This is a genomic window from Lacrimispora amygdalina, from assembly GCF_900205965.1.
GTDB lineage: Bacteria > Bacillota > Clostridia > Lachnospirales > Lachnospiraceae > Lacrimispora > Lacrimispora amygdalina_A.
Genome location: NZ_OAOF01000019.1, coordinates 32644 through 50627 on the forward strand (window position 1 = coordinate 32644; position 17984 = coordinate 50627).

Below are 17984 nucleotides of genomic sequence, written 5' to 3' on the forward strand. Positions count from 1 at the left end.
ATAAACTGTTTTAGTGTTGACGCCCTGCATTTTTTGTAAGATAATAACATTGTTATATAACAGTGTTATAAAGGAGCTTAAATGGGTACTCAGGGAAATGATACACGTCTCGCTATCCTGGAAGCGGGAAAACAGGAGTTTTTAAAATACGGATATGAAGGGGCTTCATTAAGGCGGATTGCCAGAGATGCGTGTGTCACAACAGGGGCGATTTACGGGTATTTTCCAGGCAAGGAGGCGCTTTTTGAGGAACTGACCGGAGATGCTGCAGACGGGCTGATGGAAGGTTACAGAAAAATGCATGTGGATTTTGCCGCTCTGCCTCCCGAAAAACAGGCAGCAGCCCTTGATGTGATTTCAGACGAAAACATTCCATGGATGGTGGATTATGTTTACGACCGGTTTGATTTATTTAAACTGATTTTTTGTAAAAGCAGCAAAGAATACTGTGACAGCTACTTAAGCCAGCTGACTGAAATTGAAGAAGCCTCGACCTGGGAATTTGTTAAGGCGATGAAGGAATTGGGGCATGAGGTCATGGATATTGACAGCACCATCATTCATATTTTGTCCAGGTCATTTTTTCAGCAGCTCTGGGAGTTTGTAGCACATGACGTTCCCAGACAAAAGGCCCTGTCTTACGGGCTGGTACTTGGAACATTCCAGCATGCGGGCTGGAAAAAGATTATGGGGCTTTAATGCCCCATATTATTTTAATCTTAGATTAGTCACAACTAACTAATGGCTGATCAACATATGCCAGAGGAGGAAAAAAGGTGGAAGAAAAAATGAATGTGATGACAGAACTTCCGGATACCGGAACGGTCACACTCCTGACGTTTGCAGGGAATTACAAATATTTAACGTGGCTGGGATGTATTCTTTCCGGAATCAGTGCTGTTGTTGGACTGTTTCCGTATGTATTTATGTGGAAGGCGGTGAGAGCAGCAGTAACGGCCTGGCCGGATGTCAATGAAGCGGGTGAGATGATTACGTATGGCTGGTATGCTGTGGCAGCTGCGCTTGGGAGTATGGTCATTTATTTCGCCGCTCTCATGTGCACCCATTTATCCGCATTCCGCACAGCAAGGAATATGAAGACAGTTGCCCTTCATCATTTAACAAAACTGCCTGTAGGTTATATGAAACGGGTGGGAAGCGGGAAACTGCGCCGGATTATTGATGACGGGGCCGGACAGACGGAAACCTATCTGGCCCATCAGCTTCCTGATTTAGTGGGAGCCATGGTGACCCCTGCCGCGGTTTTATTTCTCCTTTTGTTTTTCGACTGGAGGCTTGGGCTTGTAAGTCTTCTGCCCATGGCAGCAGGGCTCTTTATCTTAAGCCGTGTAATGATGGGAAACATGGAAGAAACCATGGCGCAGTATCAGAACGCTCTGGAGGATATGAATAATGAGGCTGTGGAATATATCAGAGGAATTCCTGTTGTGAAAACATTTCAGCAAAGCATTTTTTCCTTTAAAAATTTTCATGAGGCCATACTTCGTTATAAAAACTGGGTAGTTAACTATACCATTTCTTTACGGATTCCTATGTGTGCCTATACCGTCAGTATAAATGGGATTTTTGCTTTTCTCATCCCGGCAGGGCTTATTGTGGCTGCAGATTCAGGTTATGGAGCCTCTTACCTTAAGGTCATTTTGGATATTATCTTTTATGTTCTGTTTACACCTGTCTGCGTTACCATGATGGATAAAATCATGTGGACCAGTGAGAATACCTTAAAAGCGAAAGATGCTTTAAACCGGGTGATGACCATTGTAAAGGAAAATCTTTTAAAAGAACCGGAGCAATCTAAAGTTCCCATGGATTCCTCTGTGGAATTTAAAAATGTAACCTTTTCTTATGAAGAGGAAAAGGAACCTGTTTTGAAAAATGTATCATTTCAGATTCCCCAGGGAGCCACTGTAGCAATTGTAGGTCCATCGGGAGGCGGAAAGACAACAGCAGCCAGACTCATCCCCCGCTTTTATGATGTGGATGGCGGAAGCATCTGTCTGGGTGGAGTGGATATCAGGGAAATGAACACAGAAAAGCTGATGGAAAATATCAGCTTTGTATTTCAGGACAGCCATCTCTTTAAAGATACCATCCTTAATAATATCCGGGCAGCAAGACCGGAAGCATCGGAAGCGGAAGTAGAACAGGCAGTAAAAGCGGCCTGCTGTCAGGATATCATCGACAAGTTCCCCGATGGCTATGAGACCGTTGTCGGCACCGGGGGTGTTTACTTATCGGGAGGAGAGTGTCAGAGAATCGCAATAGCCAGAGCTGTACTGAAGAATGCACCTGTTGTCCTGCTTGATGAAGCAACGGCATTTGCAGACCCTGACAATGAATATCAGATTCAGAAAGCTTTTGAAACTCTGGTAAAAGGAAAGACAGTACTGATGATTGCCCACCGCCTTTCCACTGTCAGGGGGGCCGACCGGATTTTAGTCATGAATCAGGGAAGGATAGAAGAGGAAGGAAGACATGAGGAACTGATACAAAAGCAGGGGCTTTATGCCGCCATGTGGAAGAATTATCAGACCTCAGTTTCATGGAAAGTAGGTGAAAAGCATGAGTAAGTATTTACAGAGACGATTTGCACTCAGCCAGCAGGGAGGAAAAGATCTTACAAGAGCAGTTTTTGCCTGCGCAGCGGCAAATGTGGGTCTTATTTTTCCCATGGGACTTTTGATTATTTTTCTTGAGAAGCTGCTGTCACCCGTTACAGGATTAAAAGGAACGGAAATGGGGCTTATGGGATTTATAGGAATGAGCGTGCTTTTTCTGTTTCTTATTTTTATTCTTCAGTATATCCAATATAACAAAACGTTCCTTGCCTCCTATCAGGAAAGCGCCAATTTACGCATACGGCTGGCGGAAAAATTAAGAAAGATCCCACTTTCCTTCTTTGGCAAGAGAGATCTGGCAGATTTAACAACCACCATTATGTCAGACTGTGCCTGGATGGAGACGGCTTTCTCACATTTTATTCCGGAACTCATTGGTGCGCTTCTTTCCACCGCTTTTGTCGGATTGGGAATGTTCTTTCTGGACTATAAAATGGCGTTGGCTCTTTTGTGGGTGATTCCTGCCGCATTTATGCTTTCAGCAGGAACCAGGCCCGTTATTGACCGGCTGGAACGGAAGGAAAAATTTAAGAAGCTGGCTGTCTCTGATGGAATCCAGGAGTGTATCGAGAACCTACAGGATATCAAGGCGAACAATCAAAGAGAATCTTATTTAAAGGAATTAGATTCAGAGATTATAGCAGTGGAAAAAGGAACAGTCAGAATGGAAACATTAAACGGCAGTTTTGTAACAGCATCTCAGATGGTATTGCGCCTTGGTATGGCAACAACTGTTCTTACCGGTGCATTTCTTATGACGGAGAAGAAGCTGGATCTTATGGTATTTCTTATATTCATGGTTGCAGCCACCCGTATTTACGGTCCGCTCACGGGCTGCTTAAATAATTTATCAGCTGTTTATTCCACGCTGCTGCAGGTCGAGCGGATGCGGGCGATTGAGGAGGAACCGGTCCAGGACGGAGCAGAGATGAAAGCGCTGAATGGATATGATATTGTATATGAACATGTGGGATTTTCCTACCATCAGAATGAGACAGTTTTAGAAGATGTGTCCTTTTGTGCCAGACAGGGCCAGGTAACCGCACTGGTAGGTCCGTCAGGCGGAGGAAAAAGTACGGCAGCCAGGCTGGCGGCACGTTTCTGGGATGTGGAGAAAGGGAGAGTTACAATTGGAGGCGCAGATGTAAAAGAGTTTGATCCCGAACATCTTTTAAAGCATATTTCCGTTGTATTTCAGGATGTGATGCTTTTTAATAATACAGTTATGGAAAATATACGGATCGGCAGAAAGGATGCATCGGATAAAGAGGTGATGGAAGCGGCAGAGGCAGCCAGGTGTATGGAATTTATCAACCGGCTGCCGGAAGGTTTTCAGACCAGAATTGGTGAGAACGGGTCAGCACTTTCCGGAGGAGAGAGGCAGAGGCTGTCTATTGCAAGAGCTTTATTAAAGGATGCACCTGTCATTATTCTTGATGAAGCCACCGCATCTCTTGATGTGGAAAATGAATCCTTGATTCAGAACGCCATATCAAACCTGATCCGGAACAAGACGGTTCTTATTATCGCCCATCGTATGAGAACCGTTGCCCAGGCCGATAAAATCGTGGTTTTAAAAGACGGAAGAGTGGCAGAAGAGGGGAGTCCTGAAGCTCTTTATAAGAAAGGAGGAATCTACCGCCATATGACTGACTTGCAGAATCAGAGCCAGAACTGGTCAATCGGATAGCGGAGGATTATGTTGTAAGATTGTGGGATTTATGGTATAATTACCATGCAGTTTTACAGCAGTCAAAAGAAAAAGGAGGGTATTCACATGAAGTTTTTAAAGTGTAATCATTGCGGAAATATTGTAGCGGTAGTAGAAGAAAAAGGCGGCACCATTACCTGCTGCGGAGACAACATGCAGGAGATGAAAGCCAATACCACAGATGCGGCGACTGAAAAACATGTTCCGGTTATTGAGGTTGATGGCCAGAGCGTTACTGTTACCGTTGGTTCTGTAGAACATCCCATGCTTCCTGAACATTTCATTGGCTGGATTGTATTAGAGACAAAGACGGGCAACCAGAGAAAGATCTTAAATCCGGGTGACAAACCGGTTGCAAAGTTCATGATGGTCGAAGGCGATGAGGTCCTGGCAGCCTATGAATACTGCAATCTTCACGGATTATGGAAAGCAGAGAAATAAATAAAATAAAAAGCTCACAGACCTCTGGTGTGTGGGCTTTTTGGTGATATCCAGGGAAACAAAAAAGCAATAAGACAGGAGAATATCTTCCATGAATAAGAAAGAAGCAAGCGAATTAAAAAAGCTTTTTACGCCGGCCAATTGCGCCATCAGCCGGATCTGCGGATGTTATGTAGATGCGGAAAAGAATAAACGGACAGAGTTAAAAGAGGCCTTTCTCTCCCTTCCGGAAGAGGAGGCATTTAAATATTTCACCATCTTTAAAAGTGCTCTTTCAGGCACGCTTGGAAAGAATCTGGTGAATATGGAATTTCCGCTCCATACGGAGGAAGAGGGAGGAACGCAGAATTTCCTGCTAAAGCTGAGGGACAGCCAGTTAAAGGATGACAGCCTGATTGAGGAATTTTACGATAAGGTCATAGCAAGCTATGATTACGGTGAGAACTATTACATAATCCTGATCCATTGTGCCTATGATATACCGGCAAGATCTTCCGATGGTCTTGAGATGTACGATGCCTCTGATTTTGTTTATGAATTTATCCAGTGTACCATCTGCCCGGTGAAGCTGTCAAAGGCAGGACTCTGTTATAATTCTCAGGCTAATGTAATCGAGAACAGGAACAGGGACTGGATTGTAGAGGCTCCTGATACAGGCTTTTTATTTCCGGCATTTACAGACCGCAATACAGACATTCACGGACTTGTTTATTATTCCAAGAATCCGGAACAGCTGCCGGAGCGTCTGATTGACGAGCTCTTAGGCTGTGTGATCCCAATGACAGCAAAAAGCCAGAAAGAGTCGTTTCAGACGATTATCGAGGAAACTCTGGGAGAAAACTGTGATTTTGAGGCGGTAAAGAACATACATGAAACCATCAATGAGATGCTGGAAGAAACTAAGGATGAACCGGCTCCCTTTACGATTGATAAATACCAGATGAAGAAGCTTTTGGAGAACAATGGTGCATCACAGGAGAAACTTGAAGAGCTGGAACAGCGTTTTACCAAGGAAGAACAGGAAAGGAGTTCTGGATTCCTTGCTTCCAATATCGTAAACGCAAGAAGTTTTGAAATCAAGACAACAGATGTGAGCATAAAGGTGGCTCCGGATAAGACCTATCTTGTGGAAAACCGGATGATTGAGGGGCGTCCCTGTATTGTAATCGGGATCAGTGAGCATGTGGAGATTAACGGAATAACAGTAAGACCAATTGCGGCACAACGATCCTATGAAGAAGAGGCGGATGAATAACCTTCATTGCCTGTCAGAATTCGGACCAGACGGGAGAATTATTTCCGAAAGAAATATACAACTGTCTGGCCGAAGAGAGTAAAGGCTGTAACTATTATCTTACCGTACAGCCTTTGATTATGTTTTTTATCTGATCTAAATGATTTAAAATATAGGAATAAAATTTTGTCTTTCGGTTGACGCCTGTTACCAGTTCATTTAACTTGAGTCGTTCCTCAGCCGATTTATGAGCCACATTTGCCATATTTTCTGTAATATTTTTCACTGCCTCTAAATTTGTGCTTTGAGACTCTTTTACATGGGTAACTTTAATCCCTACATAATTCTCAGCATCTACAATTCCGTCGATCAGCTTTTCGGATTCTTCAACCATAGATTTTGCTTCTTCCACAACCTTTCCACCGTCACTGGATTTTTCAATCAGTTTTTCGAAGGTTTCCGTCATGTTTTTTAATGATTCAATGATATCGTCAGCATTTTTCTGGGACTCATCAGAAAGTTTTTTGATTTCATTTGACACAACACCAAATCCCACACCTGCGGAACCGGCTCTGGCAGCTTCTATGGATGCGTTAAACGACAAAAGCCTGGTCTGCTGGGCAACACTGGTTATCATATTGGTAAATCCGGTGATCTCATTATATTGAAGCTTCAGCAGTTCGAACAGGCTGTAGAAATCTTTAAATACATTTGAAACCTCATCCATCTTGCCTGACATACGTAAGTAAGCATTCCGCGTATCCTCAATCGCTTCTGCGGATAACTTTAAGCTGCCGGATACGGCATCTACCGAATCATTTGTTGTATTAATGCTGTCATCAAGACGTTTCAGCTGCATCTCAACCTTGTGTATTTCATTCAATGTAAATTCAGTCCCTGCCAGAAGCTCATTTAACCCGTGCGTTAAGTTCCCCTCTTCTTTTAGGAGACCATTCATGTTGCGGTTGGCATCAATTGCTAAATCGCCAATGAATTCCTGTATATCTTCGGATCTGTTTTGAGTTTCGTTAATTAATTTCTTCTCATACCCATATTTAAACATAACGGCCTCCTATTCTATTGCCAGCAATATCATGGTCTGATTCACGTGTCGCTGATAAAATTGTTCGCCATAACTGATGAATCCGGTCGTATTCTGGCATGCACCGGTCAGATTCTGATCAATTACGGGCCACAGACCTTCCTGCTGGAATTTGAGACATCTCAGTATGCAGTTAATTGCCAATAGAAACTGGGGTTTAAAGGGAATTCCCTTCAGCGTTTCTTTTATGACTTCTTCCGGCGATAACGGTTCTAAGATTTTCACAAAGGAATTGGGCATGATCTGGCAATAAAATGACAGTGACTGATTACCGTTTATCTTTTGGGGTGATGCAATATAGATTTCTGAGTCGTATTCAATACCTAACGGATGATTCATGAAATGATTATTTAAATCCCTTTCAGAAACTCCGAGATTTTTGGCATATTGTGTACTTGCCGGGCTGCCGTTAAAGGATCTGACAATTCTGTTCATAGGGTCAGCATCAGTTACCAGCATTTCTTTACCCGATGGCCTGTAAATGTTCTCCCTGGCTAAATACGTTCTTCTATTACAGTCAAAGAACAACCCCACACTATGTACCTTTTCTCTTCCTATATAAACAGGAGTTTCTGTAAAAGATAAATCGTCTCCGGCGGAACCTCCGATCACCTTAAAATCCTTGTCCATAAAATAGAGTGATGTCATTATCTTCTCTTCAATTTTAGACAGACCCTCACATAATAACAGTAAAAATGCATTTGGGTTATTCTTTACTTTCTGATAGGCCTGTTTCATATCTTTTATGCTCAGGGCAGGAACCGGATCAATCGGTACAATTTCGGCCATCTGGGGATCATATTCGAATCCTGATATAATACCGTTTTGATAACCCAGGGAACAATATTCACCTGCTGCTGAACATAAGACAGTGGATTGCTTGACCTGTTGTGATAATTCATGCACAGCGGAAGGTGCACAAAATAATACAAAAGCAGCATTGCTATGGTTAACAGCATCAAGAGCAGTGCGGTTGTCTTTGAAATAAACTGATTTCATTCGTTTCTCCTTTGTGTTGGTTGTAACGACTGCTTCCTTTATAAGTTTTTATTCCACGCACTGATGTCTAAAGTAGTCGAAAAATGACGTTACATTTTGGTGAATAACGATGTTATTTCCCTATATTATATAACAAATGACAAATTTTTACCATAGTTTTACACAAAGTTATTGGATGTATAATGATACAGGAAGAGGCGATGGAGATCAAAATATTTTGCCTATCTGCTTTCCCTATGTTATACTGTAAGAAAACTACAGTGAGGAATGAAACGTGGCTGAGAGAACATTTGGCTGGGTACAGGAGGCCTATACCCTGGACAATCTAAAAAATGTGGTATCCGTATTTGTACCGGATTCCAGAATAAACCGGCTGCTGAAAACGGATAAGATTCCAAGGCTCATTGAGGATGAGGAGAAACGAGAGGAATTTATAAAAGAACTGGATCAGGAAGAAATCCGCATTCCCTATACCCACTTAAAAGGAAAAGGTACACCAAAAGGCTACACCAGAAGCAATGCACCCTGTTCCGGTATCATACAGGCGGTACTTCCCGGGCAGAGAAAAGAGTATCAGTCGGACTGGCCGGCAGATTCCTTTTTAAGATGGGCGGTCAGCATTGGTTTCCTGGATTATGACAGGACAGCGGATGAATGTTCCTTATCTGTTTTGGGAAAGCAGTATGCCATGGCAGAGGGAGGAAGCAAAGAGGAGGAGGAAGTATTAAAAACAGCCCTTCTTTCCTATCCTCCGGTGTGCAGAGTGTTGTCCCTTCTGATGAAAGAAGGACATATGACAAAATTTGAGATAGGTGCAAGGCTGGGATTTATCGGAGAAGCGGGATTTACTTCCATTCCCCAGTCCATGATTGTGGAGGGGCTTGCGGCTGCAGAAGAGAAGGAAGAAAAGACAAAGCTGCTTCAGGATACGGAAGGAACCAGCGATAAATACGTCAGAACCATCTGCAGCTGGCTGATTAGCGTGGACTGGGTCAGGAAGATACCAAAAGAGATTCCGGGACTTAATGGAAGCGGAGGAAATACAGAGGTGATACCCCAGTCCTATCAGCTGACTTTAAAGGGAAGGACGATATGCAACCATATAACAGGGGGATCCAGATGCAGGAAGATACCAAAGCGGGTGATGTGGGATATGCTGGCCACCAAGGCAGCAGACCGGGAATATTTACGCAACCGGAGGGCCCATATCATTTTTTGCCTGGAAAAAGCCTCCCGTTCTCCTTTACAGATTCAGGATTATTTAAAACAGAAAGGATTGGATGAAGAGACTGAAACCATTCTCGATGATTTAAAGAGTCTGGAAAATATCGGACTACAGGTTCAAAAGACAAGGGATACATACAGGATTACAGATGAGATTACCGGGCTTTCATTTCCGGAGTCACTTAAGTCTTCTCTTCCCGTGAAATCAGAAGTTTCCATATTGAAAGATTATTTACGGTCCCATTTGACCAATATAGACCACAAATACTTAATTCTTGTGGATTTAGGCTATGATGGCACCTCAGACCGGGATTACGAGATCCAGACTGCACAGCTGCTTACGGCAGAGCTTTCGTTTCATGGGGGAAGGCTTGGGGATACCAGAAAACCTGATGTCTGTATTTACTACGAAGACAACGGACTGATCATAGACAATAAAGCATATGGAAAGGGATATTCTCTTCCCATAAAACAGGCTGATGAGATGTACCGCTATATAGAAGAAAATAAGGAGCGCAGCGAGCTGTTAAACCCCAACTGCTGGTGGAATATTTTTGGCAAAGATGTGAAAACATATCATTTCGCTTTTTTGTCCGGAGAGTTTACAGGCGGCTTCCGGGACCGGTTAAACAATATTTCCATGCGTTCCGGTATAAAAGGGGCAGCTGTGAATTCAGCGAATCTGCTTATCCTGGCAGAAAGGTTAAAATCAGGAACAATGAGATATGAAGAATTCTTCCGATTGTTTGATACCAACGATGAGATTTTGTTTTTACATGAATAATGACAAGGAGGTTTGATAATATGACACTGGGAGATTATCTGCCCTTTTGGAATAAGCTGACAGACAAACAGAGAGAGAGGCTGTCATCAAAGACAAAGAAAATCAGATTTGAAAAGGGAATGCTGGTACATGGGGAATCCGATGAATGCAGTGGTTTTCTTCTTGTAACAGAAGGTCTGTTAAGAGTGTTTACCATATCGGATGAAGGGCGGGAACTGACTTTGTACCGGTTGTTTGAACGTGATATCTGTCTTTTTTCCGGTTCCTGCATGGTAAAGAACATTCAGTTTGATGTGACTGTGGAGGCAGAGCAGGATACGGTGGTGTTCCAGATTCCCGCCGATGTCTACCGTGATTTAATGGAAGAATCAGCTGTTATATCAAACTTCACCAATGAACTGATGGCATCGAGATTCTCAGATGTTATGTGGCTGATGGATCAGGTGATGAATAAAAAAATGGATGGAAGGCTTGCTGCATTTTTACTGGAAGAGTGCAGGCTCAATGAAACAAAGGAACTTTCCATTACCCATGAACAGATTGCGCGGCATTTAGGTACTGCAAGAGAAGTGGTAACCCGCCTGCTTCGCCACTTCCAGGGAGAAAATCTGGTGAAGATTACACGGGGAACGGTGGAACTGCTGGATGAAAAAGAACTGGAAGTGCTGGCTGCCCATAGTCTAAGATAGATTTCATGTATTATTTCAGGAACATGGAAAATTAACTTGCTTTCTGTCATCTGGAACGCTATATTATAAAAAGTTTATAAAAATTTTATAATATACAAAGGATGAAGAAATGAAAGATATGGCACCTCAGTTTTTTTTATCAATGAAGCATTATACAAAGGAACAGTTTTTTAAAGACTTTGTCTCCGGAATTATTGTTGCCATCATTGCGCTTCCGCTGTCCATTGCCCTGGCATTAGCCAGCGGTGTCACTCCGGAACAAGGGCTTTATACAGCCATTACAGCCGGTTTTGTGATTTCTTTTCTGGGAGGCAGCAAGGTCCAGATCGCAGGTCCTACCGCAGCATTTGCATCGATCGTGGCGGGGATTGCCGCAAAAAACGGTTTTGACGGACTGGTACTTGCAACTGTCATGGCAGGAATCTTACTGGTTATCATGGGATTATTGCAGATGGGAAGCCTGATCCGTTTTATTCCTTATACAATAACCACAGGATTTACAACCGGAATTGCAGTTACTATTTTTATCGGGCAGATTAAGGATTTTCTGGGACTTACCTTCGAACATGCGCCCATTGAAACCCTTGAAAAAGTCAGTGAGGTTACAAACAGCATGGGTACGCTTAATCCCATGGCGCTTTTAGTAGGATTGACAGCTCTCATTATTCTCATTGTGTGGCCCAGGTTTTTTAAGACCATACCGCCGTCACTGATTGCAGTTATCTTTACAGCGGGGATTGTGAAGGCTTTTCATCTTCCTGTAAATACCATAGGGGATTTATATACCATATCATCGGATCTTCCTGGATTTCATTTTCCTGTGTTTACTATGAGTATGGTGCAAAAGGTGATGCCTGATGCAGTTACCATAGCGGTGCTTGCAGCGGTGGAATCCTTACTGTCCTGTGTTGTTGCAGATGGAATGGTTGGGAGCAGACATAATTCCAATATGGAGCTGGTTGCCCAGGGTGCCGGAAATATCTGTTCCGCACTTTTTGGGGGGATTCCGGCTACGGGAGCCATAGCAAGAACTGCGGCAAACATAAAAAACGGAGGAAGAACACCTGTTGCAGGAATGGTTCATGCTGTAATGCTTCTTCTGGTTCTTGTATTTTTAATGCCTTATGCTGCGCTTATACCCATGCCGGCCATAGCAGCCATTCTCTTTGTGGTAGCTTATAACATGAGTGAGTGGAGATCCTTTCTTTCCATCATGAAAACAGCTCCCAAAAGTGACTGGTCCGTTCTTCTTGTCACATTTGTATTTACCGTTGCATTTGATCTGGTTACAGCCATAGCAGTTGGAATTTTATTTGCTTCCCTGCTGTTTATGAAACGTATGGCAGATGTCACTGAAGTGAGCAGCTGGAAGTATATAGAGGAAGAAGGAGAAAACAGCAAAGATTCTATAGATTTAAAGCCTGTGCCAAAGCACGTGGCGGTTTTTGAAGTGAGTGGCCCGATGTTTTTCGGCGCTGCCCAGAAGTTTTCCCAACTGATTATTGATGAGAGAAAGACCGTGCTGATTCTTCGTATGAGAAGTGTTCCTGCCATGGATGCCACGGCGTTAAAAAGTCTGGAAAAACTGCATCAGGATTTAAAGAAGAAGCATGTAACCCTGATTTTATCCCATGTAAATGAGCAGCCCATGTCCATGATGAATCGGGCTGGATTTCTGGATTTAGTAGGAAGAGAAAACCTGGCGGGGAGTATTGATGAGGCGCTTTCTTTTGCGGTTGATCTGTAATAGAGTTTAAACTGTAGAAGGGATGGAACAAACACAGATAATTGTGTGTGTTCCATCTCTTCTTTTTTTGCACAACCCCATAAATTGTGAAATATGCATAAAAAAACATTGAAAAAATGTGCAATAGAGACATATTGACACTAACATACTAATATGTTAGTATGTTAGTAACATATTAATGAGGAGGATTTCACATGAAAAAACAAATTATGGCAACATTATTAATTGCGGCTATGGCAGTTACAGCCACAGGCTGCGGCGCTGCATCAAATGGAGGTAATACAGCAGGTTCCGGACAGTCTGGAAAATCAAAGACCTATACATTAAAAGTAGGTACTGTTTTAACGGAAGCTGATCCAATCTTCTTAGGACTGGAACAATTTAAGAAAAATGTCGAGGAAAAGACAGGCGGGAATGTAAAGGTAGAGCTTTATTCCGGATCCCAGCTTGGTGCAGACGAAGATGTTTTAGAGCAGGCTAAGGTTGGTGCAGGTGTAGGAATTATAACAGATCCCGGACGTATGGCAAATTACATTAAGGATTTTGGTATCTTAAGCGGTCCGTATCTTGCAGACGATTATGAGGGTGCACTGGCACTTATGAACACTTCTGTATATAAGGGTCTTGCAGATGAGTTTAAGAATGATGGTTTTAAAATTTTATCCTTTAACTATTATCAGGGCAGCAGAAACCTCTTTACAAAGACTCCCGTTTCCAAACCAGAGGATTTAAATGGTTTAAGAATCAGAAGTTCAGGCTCTGATGTAGTTACAAAATCACTGGAAGCCATGGGAGCCAATACAACAGTTCTTGCCTGGTCAGAAGCATATCAGGCTCTGCAGCAGAAGGTAATTGAGGGCGTGGAAGTACATAACTCCGCAGCCGTTGGATCCAGTATCTATGAAGTTACAGATTACGTTACATTAACAGGTCATTTCCAGCTGCTCACCGGTCTGGTAATCTCAAATGACTGGTTTAACAAATTACCGGAAGATTATCAGAAAATTCTGGAAGAAGAATCTTATAATGCCGGTAAGCATGCTTCCTCAATTGTAATTGAAAAAGACAGTGAATTTCTTCAGAAATGTATCGATGGCGGGGTAGAAGTTGTGGACTGTGACAAGGAAGCGTTAAAGAAAGCGGCAGATAAGGCTTATGATGAACTGGGCTATCGGGAATTAAAGGATAAATTAGTAGCTGAACTTGGAAAATAACAGAACGGAGTTTTTAAAATGTTAGAACACGTGGAAGAGATTTTTGAAAGCATCGGATTGTCGCTGCTGATTGTATTGGTGTTTTCAGCAGCAGTATTACGATTTTTTGGAGTTGATATGTCATGGTCCACAGATCTGGCACAACTTACCTTTGCCTGGGTCTGCTTTATAGGAGCAGATCTGGCAATCCGGAAAAACAGGCATATGGGTGTTGATATGCTGGTCAACCGTTTCCCACTGAAAGTAAGAAACGGGATTTACCTTTTCAATAGTATTTTGATGCTTTGCTTTCTGGCTTTTGTTGTATATTACGGAACCAATTTGTGTGTTACCAACTTTCAGAGAAAGTTTAATACACTGCCCATCAGCTATTCCTTTGCAACGGCAAGCGGTCCCGTTGGTGGTCTTCTTATGATTTTTACTGTGGTTGCAAATATTAGAAAATATATTGGCAACTTCATAAAGAAGGACTATACAAATCTTGTAAAGGCAGAAACGGAAGGAGGGGATATCCTGTGATTTGGCTCGGATTAACGTTTGTATTCTTATTAGCAATTGGTATGCCGGTTGCATTTTCCGTGGGAATATCAAGTCTGGTATATTTTGTAGTGGAGCAGGTACCGGTGCAGATCGTAATACAGAGAATGGTAAGCAGCACCCAGTCATTCTCACTGCTGGCAGTTCCGTTCTTCGTTCTTGCTGGTAATCTGATGAATGAGACCGGTATTACAAAACGGTTAATTAAATTTTCTACTGTACTTACCGGACACATGCTTGGTGGACTGGCTCAGGTATCCGTTGTTCTAAGCCTGCTGATGGGTGGAATTTCCGGTTCTGCTACAGCGGATGCGGCTATGGAATGCCGGATTCTTGGACCCGATATGGAAAAACGTGGCTTTAATAAAGGCTTTACAGCAGCAATCCTTGCAATGGGAGGTTTGATTACTGCAACATTTCCGCCCAGCGTCGGCCTGATACTTTATGGCGTAACAGGAGAAGTTTCCATCGGAAGGCTGTTTATGGCTGGTGTAATCCCCAGTCTGCTTATGACAATATTCCTGATGATTGCAGTTCATGTTACATCCAAAAAGAGAAATTATGCAAAAGAGTTTGAAAAGGCACCGACATTAAAGGATGTATTTACGGGGATTGCGGATAATATCTGGGCTATCATGTTTCCGATTATATTAATTGTGGGAATTCGGTTTGGTTTATTTACCCCATCCGAGGCTGGTGCGTTTGCTGTGGTATATGCATTTCTGGTTGGAATCTTTGTTTACAAAGAGCTGACGCTTAAGAAACTGTTCCACGTTTTAAAGCAGACAGGGGTAGACCTGGCAGTTATTATGTTTATTATCATCTGCTCCAATGCATTTGGCTATGCACTGGTAACCGGACAGGTTCCTCAGACGCTGGCAGCACTGATTTCGGGAATCTCTTCAAATAAATATGTGGTTCTGGCAATTGTAATGGTATTTGTTTTTGTCGTTGGAATGTTCATGGAAGCAACTGCTAATGTATTGATTCTGACACCTATTTTCCTGCCTATTATGACAACGCTGGGAATTGATCCGGTTCATTTCGGAATTCTTTTCATGATATTAGTAACAATGGGCGGCATGACTCCACCTATCGGTGTAACGATGTATACGGCATGCGGAATTTTGGATTGTCCGGTTGAAGTCTACACCAAAGAATCGTTACCGTTTATCATCGCGGTCGTAGCGCTTTTAGTCATATTGGCGTTGTTCCCGCAGATTGTACTTTTTATACCAAATCTGGTTTATGGTTAATAGCAAGAAAGGATAAGAGAATATGAGATTGTCTTTTGAGGAAATACAAGGTGAAATAAAAAGAGTATTTATGAAATACGGATTAAGTGAAGAGAAGGCGGAGATCTGCGCCAGAATCCACACCGAATCTACTAATGACGGAATCTATTCACATGGAACCAACCGTGTGGCAAGATTTGTTGACTACATTAAAAAAGGCTGGGTAGATGTGAATGCGGACCCAACGGTTGAAAAATCATTTGGAGCAATTGAGGTCATGAATGGCAATATGGGACCTGGTATTTTAAATGCTTTAAAGGGAACAGACCGTGCGATGGAACTTGCAGACCAGTTTGGTATCGGCATGGTGGGACTTAAGAATACAACCCATTGGATGAGGGGCGGCACTTATGGACTTTATGCAGCAAAGAAAGGTTACATTGCAATTATGTGGACCAATACAGAGTCCTGCATGCCGCCGTGGGGTGGAAAAGACTGTAAGCTTGGTAACAATCCATTTGTGATGGCAATGCCAGGTCCGGACGGTGGAGATCCAATCCAGATGGATATGGCTATCTCTCAGTATGCATACGGAAAGCTCCAGGTTACAAGACTTGCTGGCAAAAAGCTTCCGTTCCCAGGTGGATTTGATAAAGATGGCAATGTTACTGATGATCCGGGTGCGATTGAAGAGTCTATGAGAATAATGCCCATTGGTTATTGGAAAGGATCCAGTTTTTCCTTCATGCTTGATATCCTTGGCTCAGCGTTAACAGGAGGAATTGGTGCTGCAGATCTGGATCAGAAAAATATGGGAAGCTGCGGCGGCGCTTCTCAGGTAATTATTGTAATTGATCCGAATAAGACTACAACCATGGACGAGATGTCTGAAACAGTGAAAAAGGCCATTGCGCATATTAAGAGTTCTGCACCGTCAGAGAAGTCTTCCGGCATTATCGCACCAGGTGAAGATTATATCCAGTTCCGGAAGGATCATGATGCAAACGGTATTTTCGTTGATGACAGTGTATGGGAAGAGATAAAATCCTTATAAAGGCAGGAAGGGGTAACTTATGATACTGGATCAGATCATTCATTTGAATCGCTACATTGCTGTGGATGACGGGATAAAGGCAGCCCTGGAGTTCATTTATTCCCATAAGGATGAGGCAGAGATGCCGGATGGAAAATATGAAATCATAAAAGATCAGGTGACGGCATTCGTGGTATCTAAAGATACGGTGAATCAGTCGTCTGCTGAGATGGAAATTCATAAAAAATTCATGGACATCCATTATGTGCTAAAGGGTAAAGAACTATGCTGTCTGGCAGATCTTCCCCAGGATATAGAATCCCACAGTTATGATAAAGAAGCAGATATTACATTTTTTCCTGGTAAATCAAAGGATTCCATTACCATTGGTACAGGGGAATTCTATGCGGTTTGGCCATATGAACCTCATAAACCTTTGTGCAATCCAGGAGAGAAATCTGAGTTCGTTAAAAAAATTATCTGTAAAGTTAAGATAGACAGCAGATAGGTAAATCTTATAAAGATTATCAGGGGGGACAGGACTGTCCGCGGTTATATATCTGGATTTCATATGCAAAATATGGTAAAATATGTGATAAGAAGTCCGGTAAAGGTCTTTTTAAAATAAGAAAGAAATATTTAATATAAGGATGGTACTGCATGCAAATTACTGCACGATATGCGAAAGAAACTGCCAGAGAGTATGCGCTTAGAATGTTAAGAGAGAATATTATTTCCATGGAATTAAAACCAGGAAGCCCAGTCAGTGTTTATGAGTTATCAGAAGAGCTTGGAATCAGCAGGACACCTGTCAGAGAGGCACTGCTGGAGCTGAACAGAGCAAGAATTATAGAAGTATATCCCCAGAGGGGGAGTATTATTGCTTACATTGATACGGATATGGTAGAGGAGGCAAGATTCTTAAGAGCAGTTCTGGAAGTAGCTATAGTGAAATTGGCATGTGATATTGTCAGGCCTGAGGACATTGTAGAACTGGAAATGAATGTAAAGATGCAGGAGGTCTGTGCTGAGAGCCATATGCATAGTAAACTGCTTCAGCTGGATAACGAATTTCATTTTAAGTTATACAAGATGTGCAAAAAGGAGGATATCTTTATGATTAAAGATATGATGTCCATCCATTTTGACCGCGTCCGGAATATGAGTCTGAATGCTGTAAAAGATTTAAAAATCGTGAATGATCATAAAACTATTCTGGAAGCAATCCGGAATAAAGACAAAGAAGCGGCTAAGAAATGCATGGAAAAGCATCTTAGCGGTTATTCGGTAGATGACGAATCTCAGATGAGAGAGCTTTATCCGGAATATTTTAAGGATAATGCAAAGTGGTTGTCTGAAACAAAACAATAAAAGCGGCAGAGCAGGGTTTTATAA

Annotated in this window: 16 protein-coding genes; 14 read left to right on the plus strand and 2 right to left on the minus strand. The window is 42.5% G+C overall.

Translation table 11 applies throughout. The features are described 5' to 3' along the window. The first annotated feature begins 81 nt into the window (after nt 1–81). From CRO04_RS20610 to CRO04_RS20630, 5 genes are all read left to right on the plus strand, one after another. A complete protein-coding gene (locus CRO04_RS20610; RefSeq protein WP_097006124.1) occupies nt 82–699 on the plus strand; it encodes a TetR/AcrR family transcriptional regulator in 618 nt (205 codons plus the stop codon). A gap of 98 nt (nt 700–797) precedes the next feature. Then, nucleotides 798–2591 (plus strand): ABC transporter ATP-binding protein, encoded by a 1794-nt coding sequence (locus tag CRO04_RS20615; protein WP_097006176.1) that lies wholly within the window; start codon nt 798–800, stop codon nt 2589–2591. Then, complete coding sequence (locus CRO04_RS20620) at nt 2584–4329, plus strand: ABC transporter ATP-binding protein (RefSeq protein WP_097006125.1); 1746 nt, start codon at nt 2584–2586, stop codon at nt 4327–4329. Before CRO04_RS20615 ends, CRO04_RS20620 begins: the two co-directional genes overlap by 8 nt. Before the next feature lie 87 nt (nt 4330–4416). Further along, nucleotides 4417–4791, plus strand: a complete 375-nt coding sequence (locus CRO04_RS20625; RefSeq protein WP_097006126.1) for a desulfoferrodoxin family protein — start codon at nt 4417–4419, stop codon at nt 4789–4791. 91 nt (nt 4792–4882) lie between these two features. Continuing rightward, the gene (locus tag CRO04_RS20630; protein ID WP_097006127.1) at nt 4883–6046 is read left to right on the plus strand and encodes a DUF4317 domain-containing protein; all 1164 of its coding nucleotides are present in this window, start codon (nt 4883–4885) and stop codon (nt 6044–6046) included. A gap of 94 nt (nt 6047–6140) precedes the next feature. On the opposite strand, the gene CRO04_RS20635 is transcribed toward CRO04_RS20630, so the two are convergent. Together CRO04_RS20635 and CRO04_RS20640 are read right to left on the minus strand one after the other, a co-directional pair. Further along, nucleotides 6141–7088 (minus strand): methyl-accepting chemotaxis protein, encoded by a 948-nt coding sequence (locus CRO04_RS20635; RefSeq protein ID WP_097006128.1) that lies wholly within the window; start codon nt 7086–7088, stop codon nt 6141–6143. Nucleotides 7089–7097: 9 nt separating this feature from the next. Next, complete coding sequence (locus tag CRO04_RS20640) at nt 7098–8126, minus strand: FIST signal transduction protein (RefSeq protein WP_097006129.1); 1029 nt, start codon at nt 8124–8126, stop codon at nt 7098–7100. 274 nt (nt 8127–8400) lie between these two features. On the opposite strand from CRO04_RS20640, the gene CRO04_RS20645 reads away from it, so the two are divergent. From CRO04_RS20645 to CRO04_RS20685, 9 genes are all read left to right on the plus strand, one after another. Continuing rightward, nucleotides 8401–10134: a restriction endonuclease FokI C-terminal domain-containing protein gene (locus tag CRO04_RS20645; protein WP_097006130.1), complete on the plus strand. Its 1734-nt coding sequence runs from the start codon at nt 8401–8403 to the stop codon at nt 10132–10134. A gap of 20 nt (nt 10135–10154) precedes the next feature. Beyond that, a complete protein-coding gene (locus CRO04_RS20650; protein ID WP_097006131.1) occupies nt 10155–10823 on the plus strand; it encodes a Crp/Fnr family transcriptional regulator in 669 nt (222 codons plus the stop codon). Between the two features lie 109 nt (nt 10824–10932). After that, nucleotides 10933–12570 carry a SulP family inorganic anion transporter gene (locus CRO04_RS20655; RefSeq protein WP_097006132.1) on the plus strand — a complete coding sequence of 546 codons (1638 nt, stop codon included), beginning with the start codon at nt 10933–10935 and terminating at the stop codon, nt 12568–12570. A gap of 194 nt (nt 12571–12764) precedes the next feature. Further along, nucleotides 12765–13784 (plus strand): C4-dicarboxylate TRAP transporter substrate-binding protein, encoded by a 1020-nt coding sequence (locus CRO04_RS20660; RefSeq protein WP_097006133.1) that lies wholly within the window; start codon nt 12765–12767, stop codon nt 13782–13784. An 18-nt stretch (nt 13785–13802) separates the two neighbouring features. Beyond that, the gene (locus tag CRO04_RS20665) at nt 13803–14303 is read left to right on the plus strand and encodes a TRAP transporter small permease (RefSeq protein WP_097006134.1); all 501 of its coding nucleotides are present in this window, start codon (nt 13803–13805) and stop codon (nt 14301–14303) included. Then, nucleotides 14300–15577, plus strand: a complete 1278-nt coding sequence (locus CRO04_RS20670) for a TRAP transporter large permease (protein ID WP_097006135.1) — start codon at nt 14300–14302, stop codon at nt 15575–15577. The genes CRO04_RS20665 and CRO04_RS20670 overlap by 4 nt, the downstream gene beginning before the upstream one ends. A gap of 22 nt (nt 15578–15599) precedes the next feature. Further along, nucleotides 15600–16610 (plus strand): 3-dehydro-L-gulonate 2-dehydrogenase, encoded by a 1011-nt coding sequence (gene yiaK / locus CRO04_RS20675; protein ID WP_097006136.1) that lies wholly within the window; start codon nt 15600–15602, stop codon nt 16608–16610. Between the two features lie 19 nt (nt 16611–16629). After that, complete coding sequence (locus tag CRO04_RS20680) at nt 16630–17097, plus strand: YhcH/YjgK/YiaL family protein (protein WP_097006137.1); 468 nt, start codon at nt 16630–16632, stop codon at nt 17095–17097. Nucleotides 17098–17249: 152 nt separating this feature from the next. Further along, a complete protein-coding gene (locus CRO04_RS20685) occupies nt 17250–17960 on the plus strand; it encodes a GntR family transcriptional regulator (RefSeq protein ID WP_097006138.1) in 711 nt (236 codons plus the stop codon). The last annotated feature ends 24 nt before the right edge of the window (nt 17961–17984 follow it).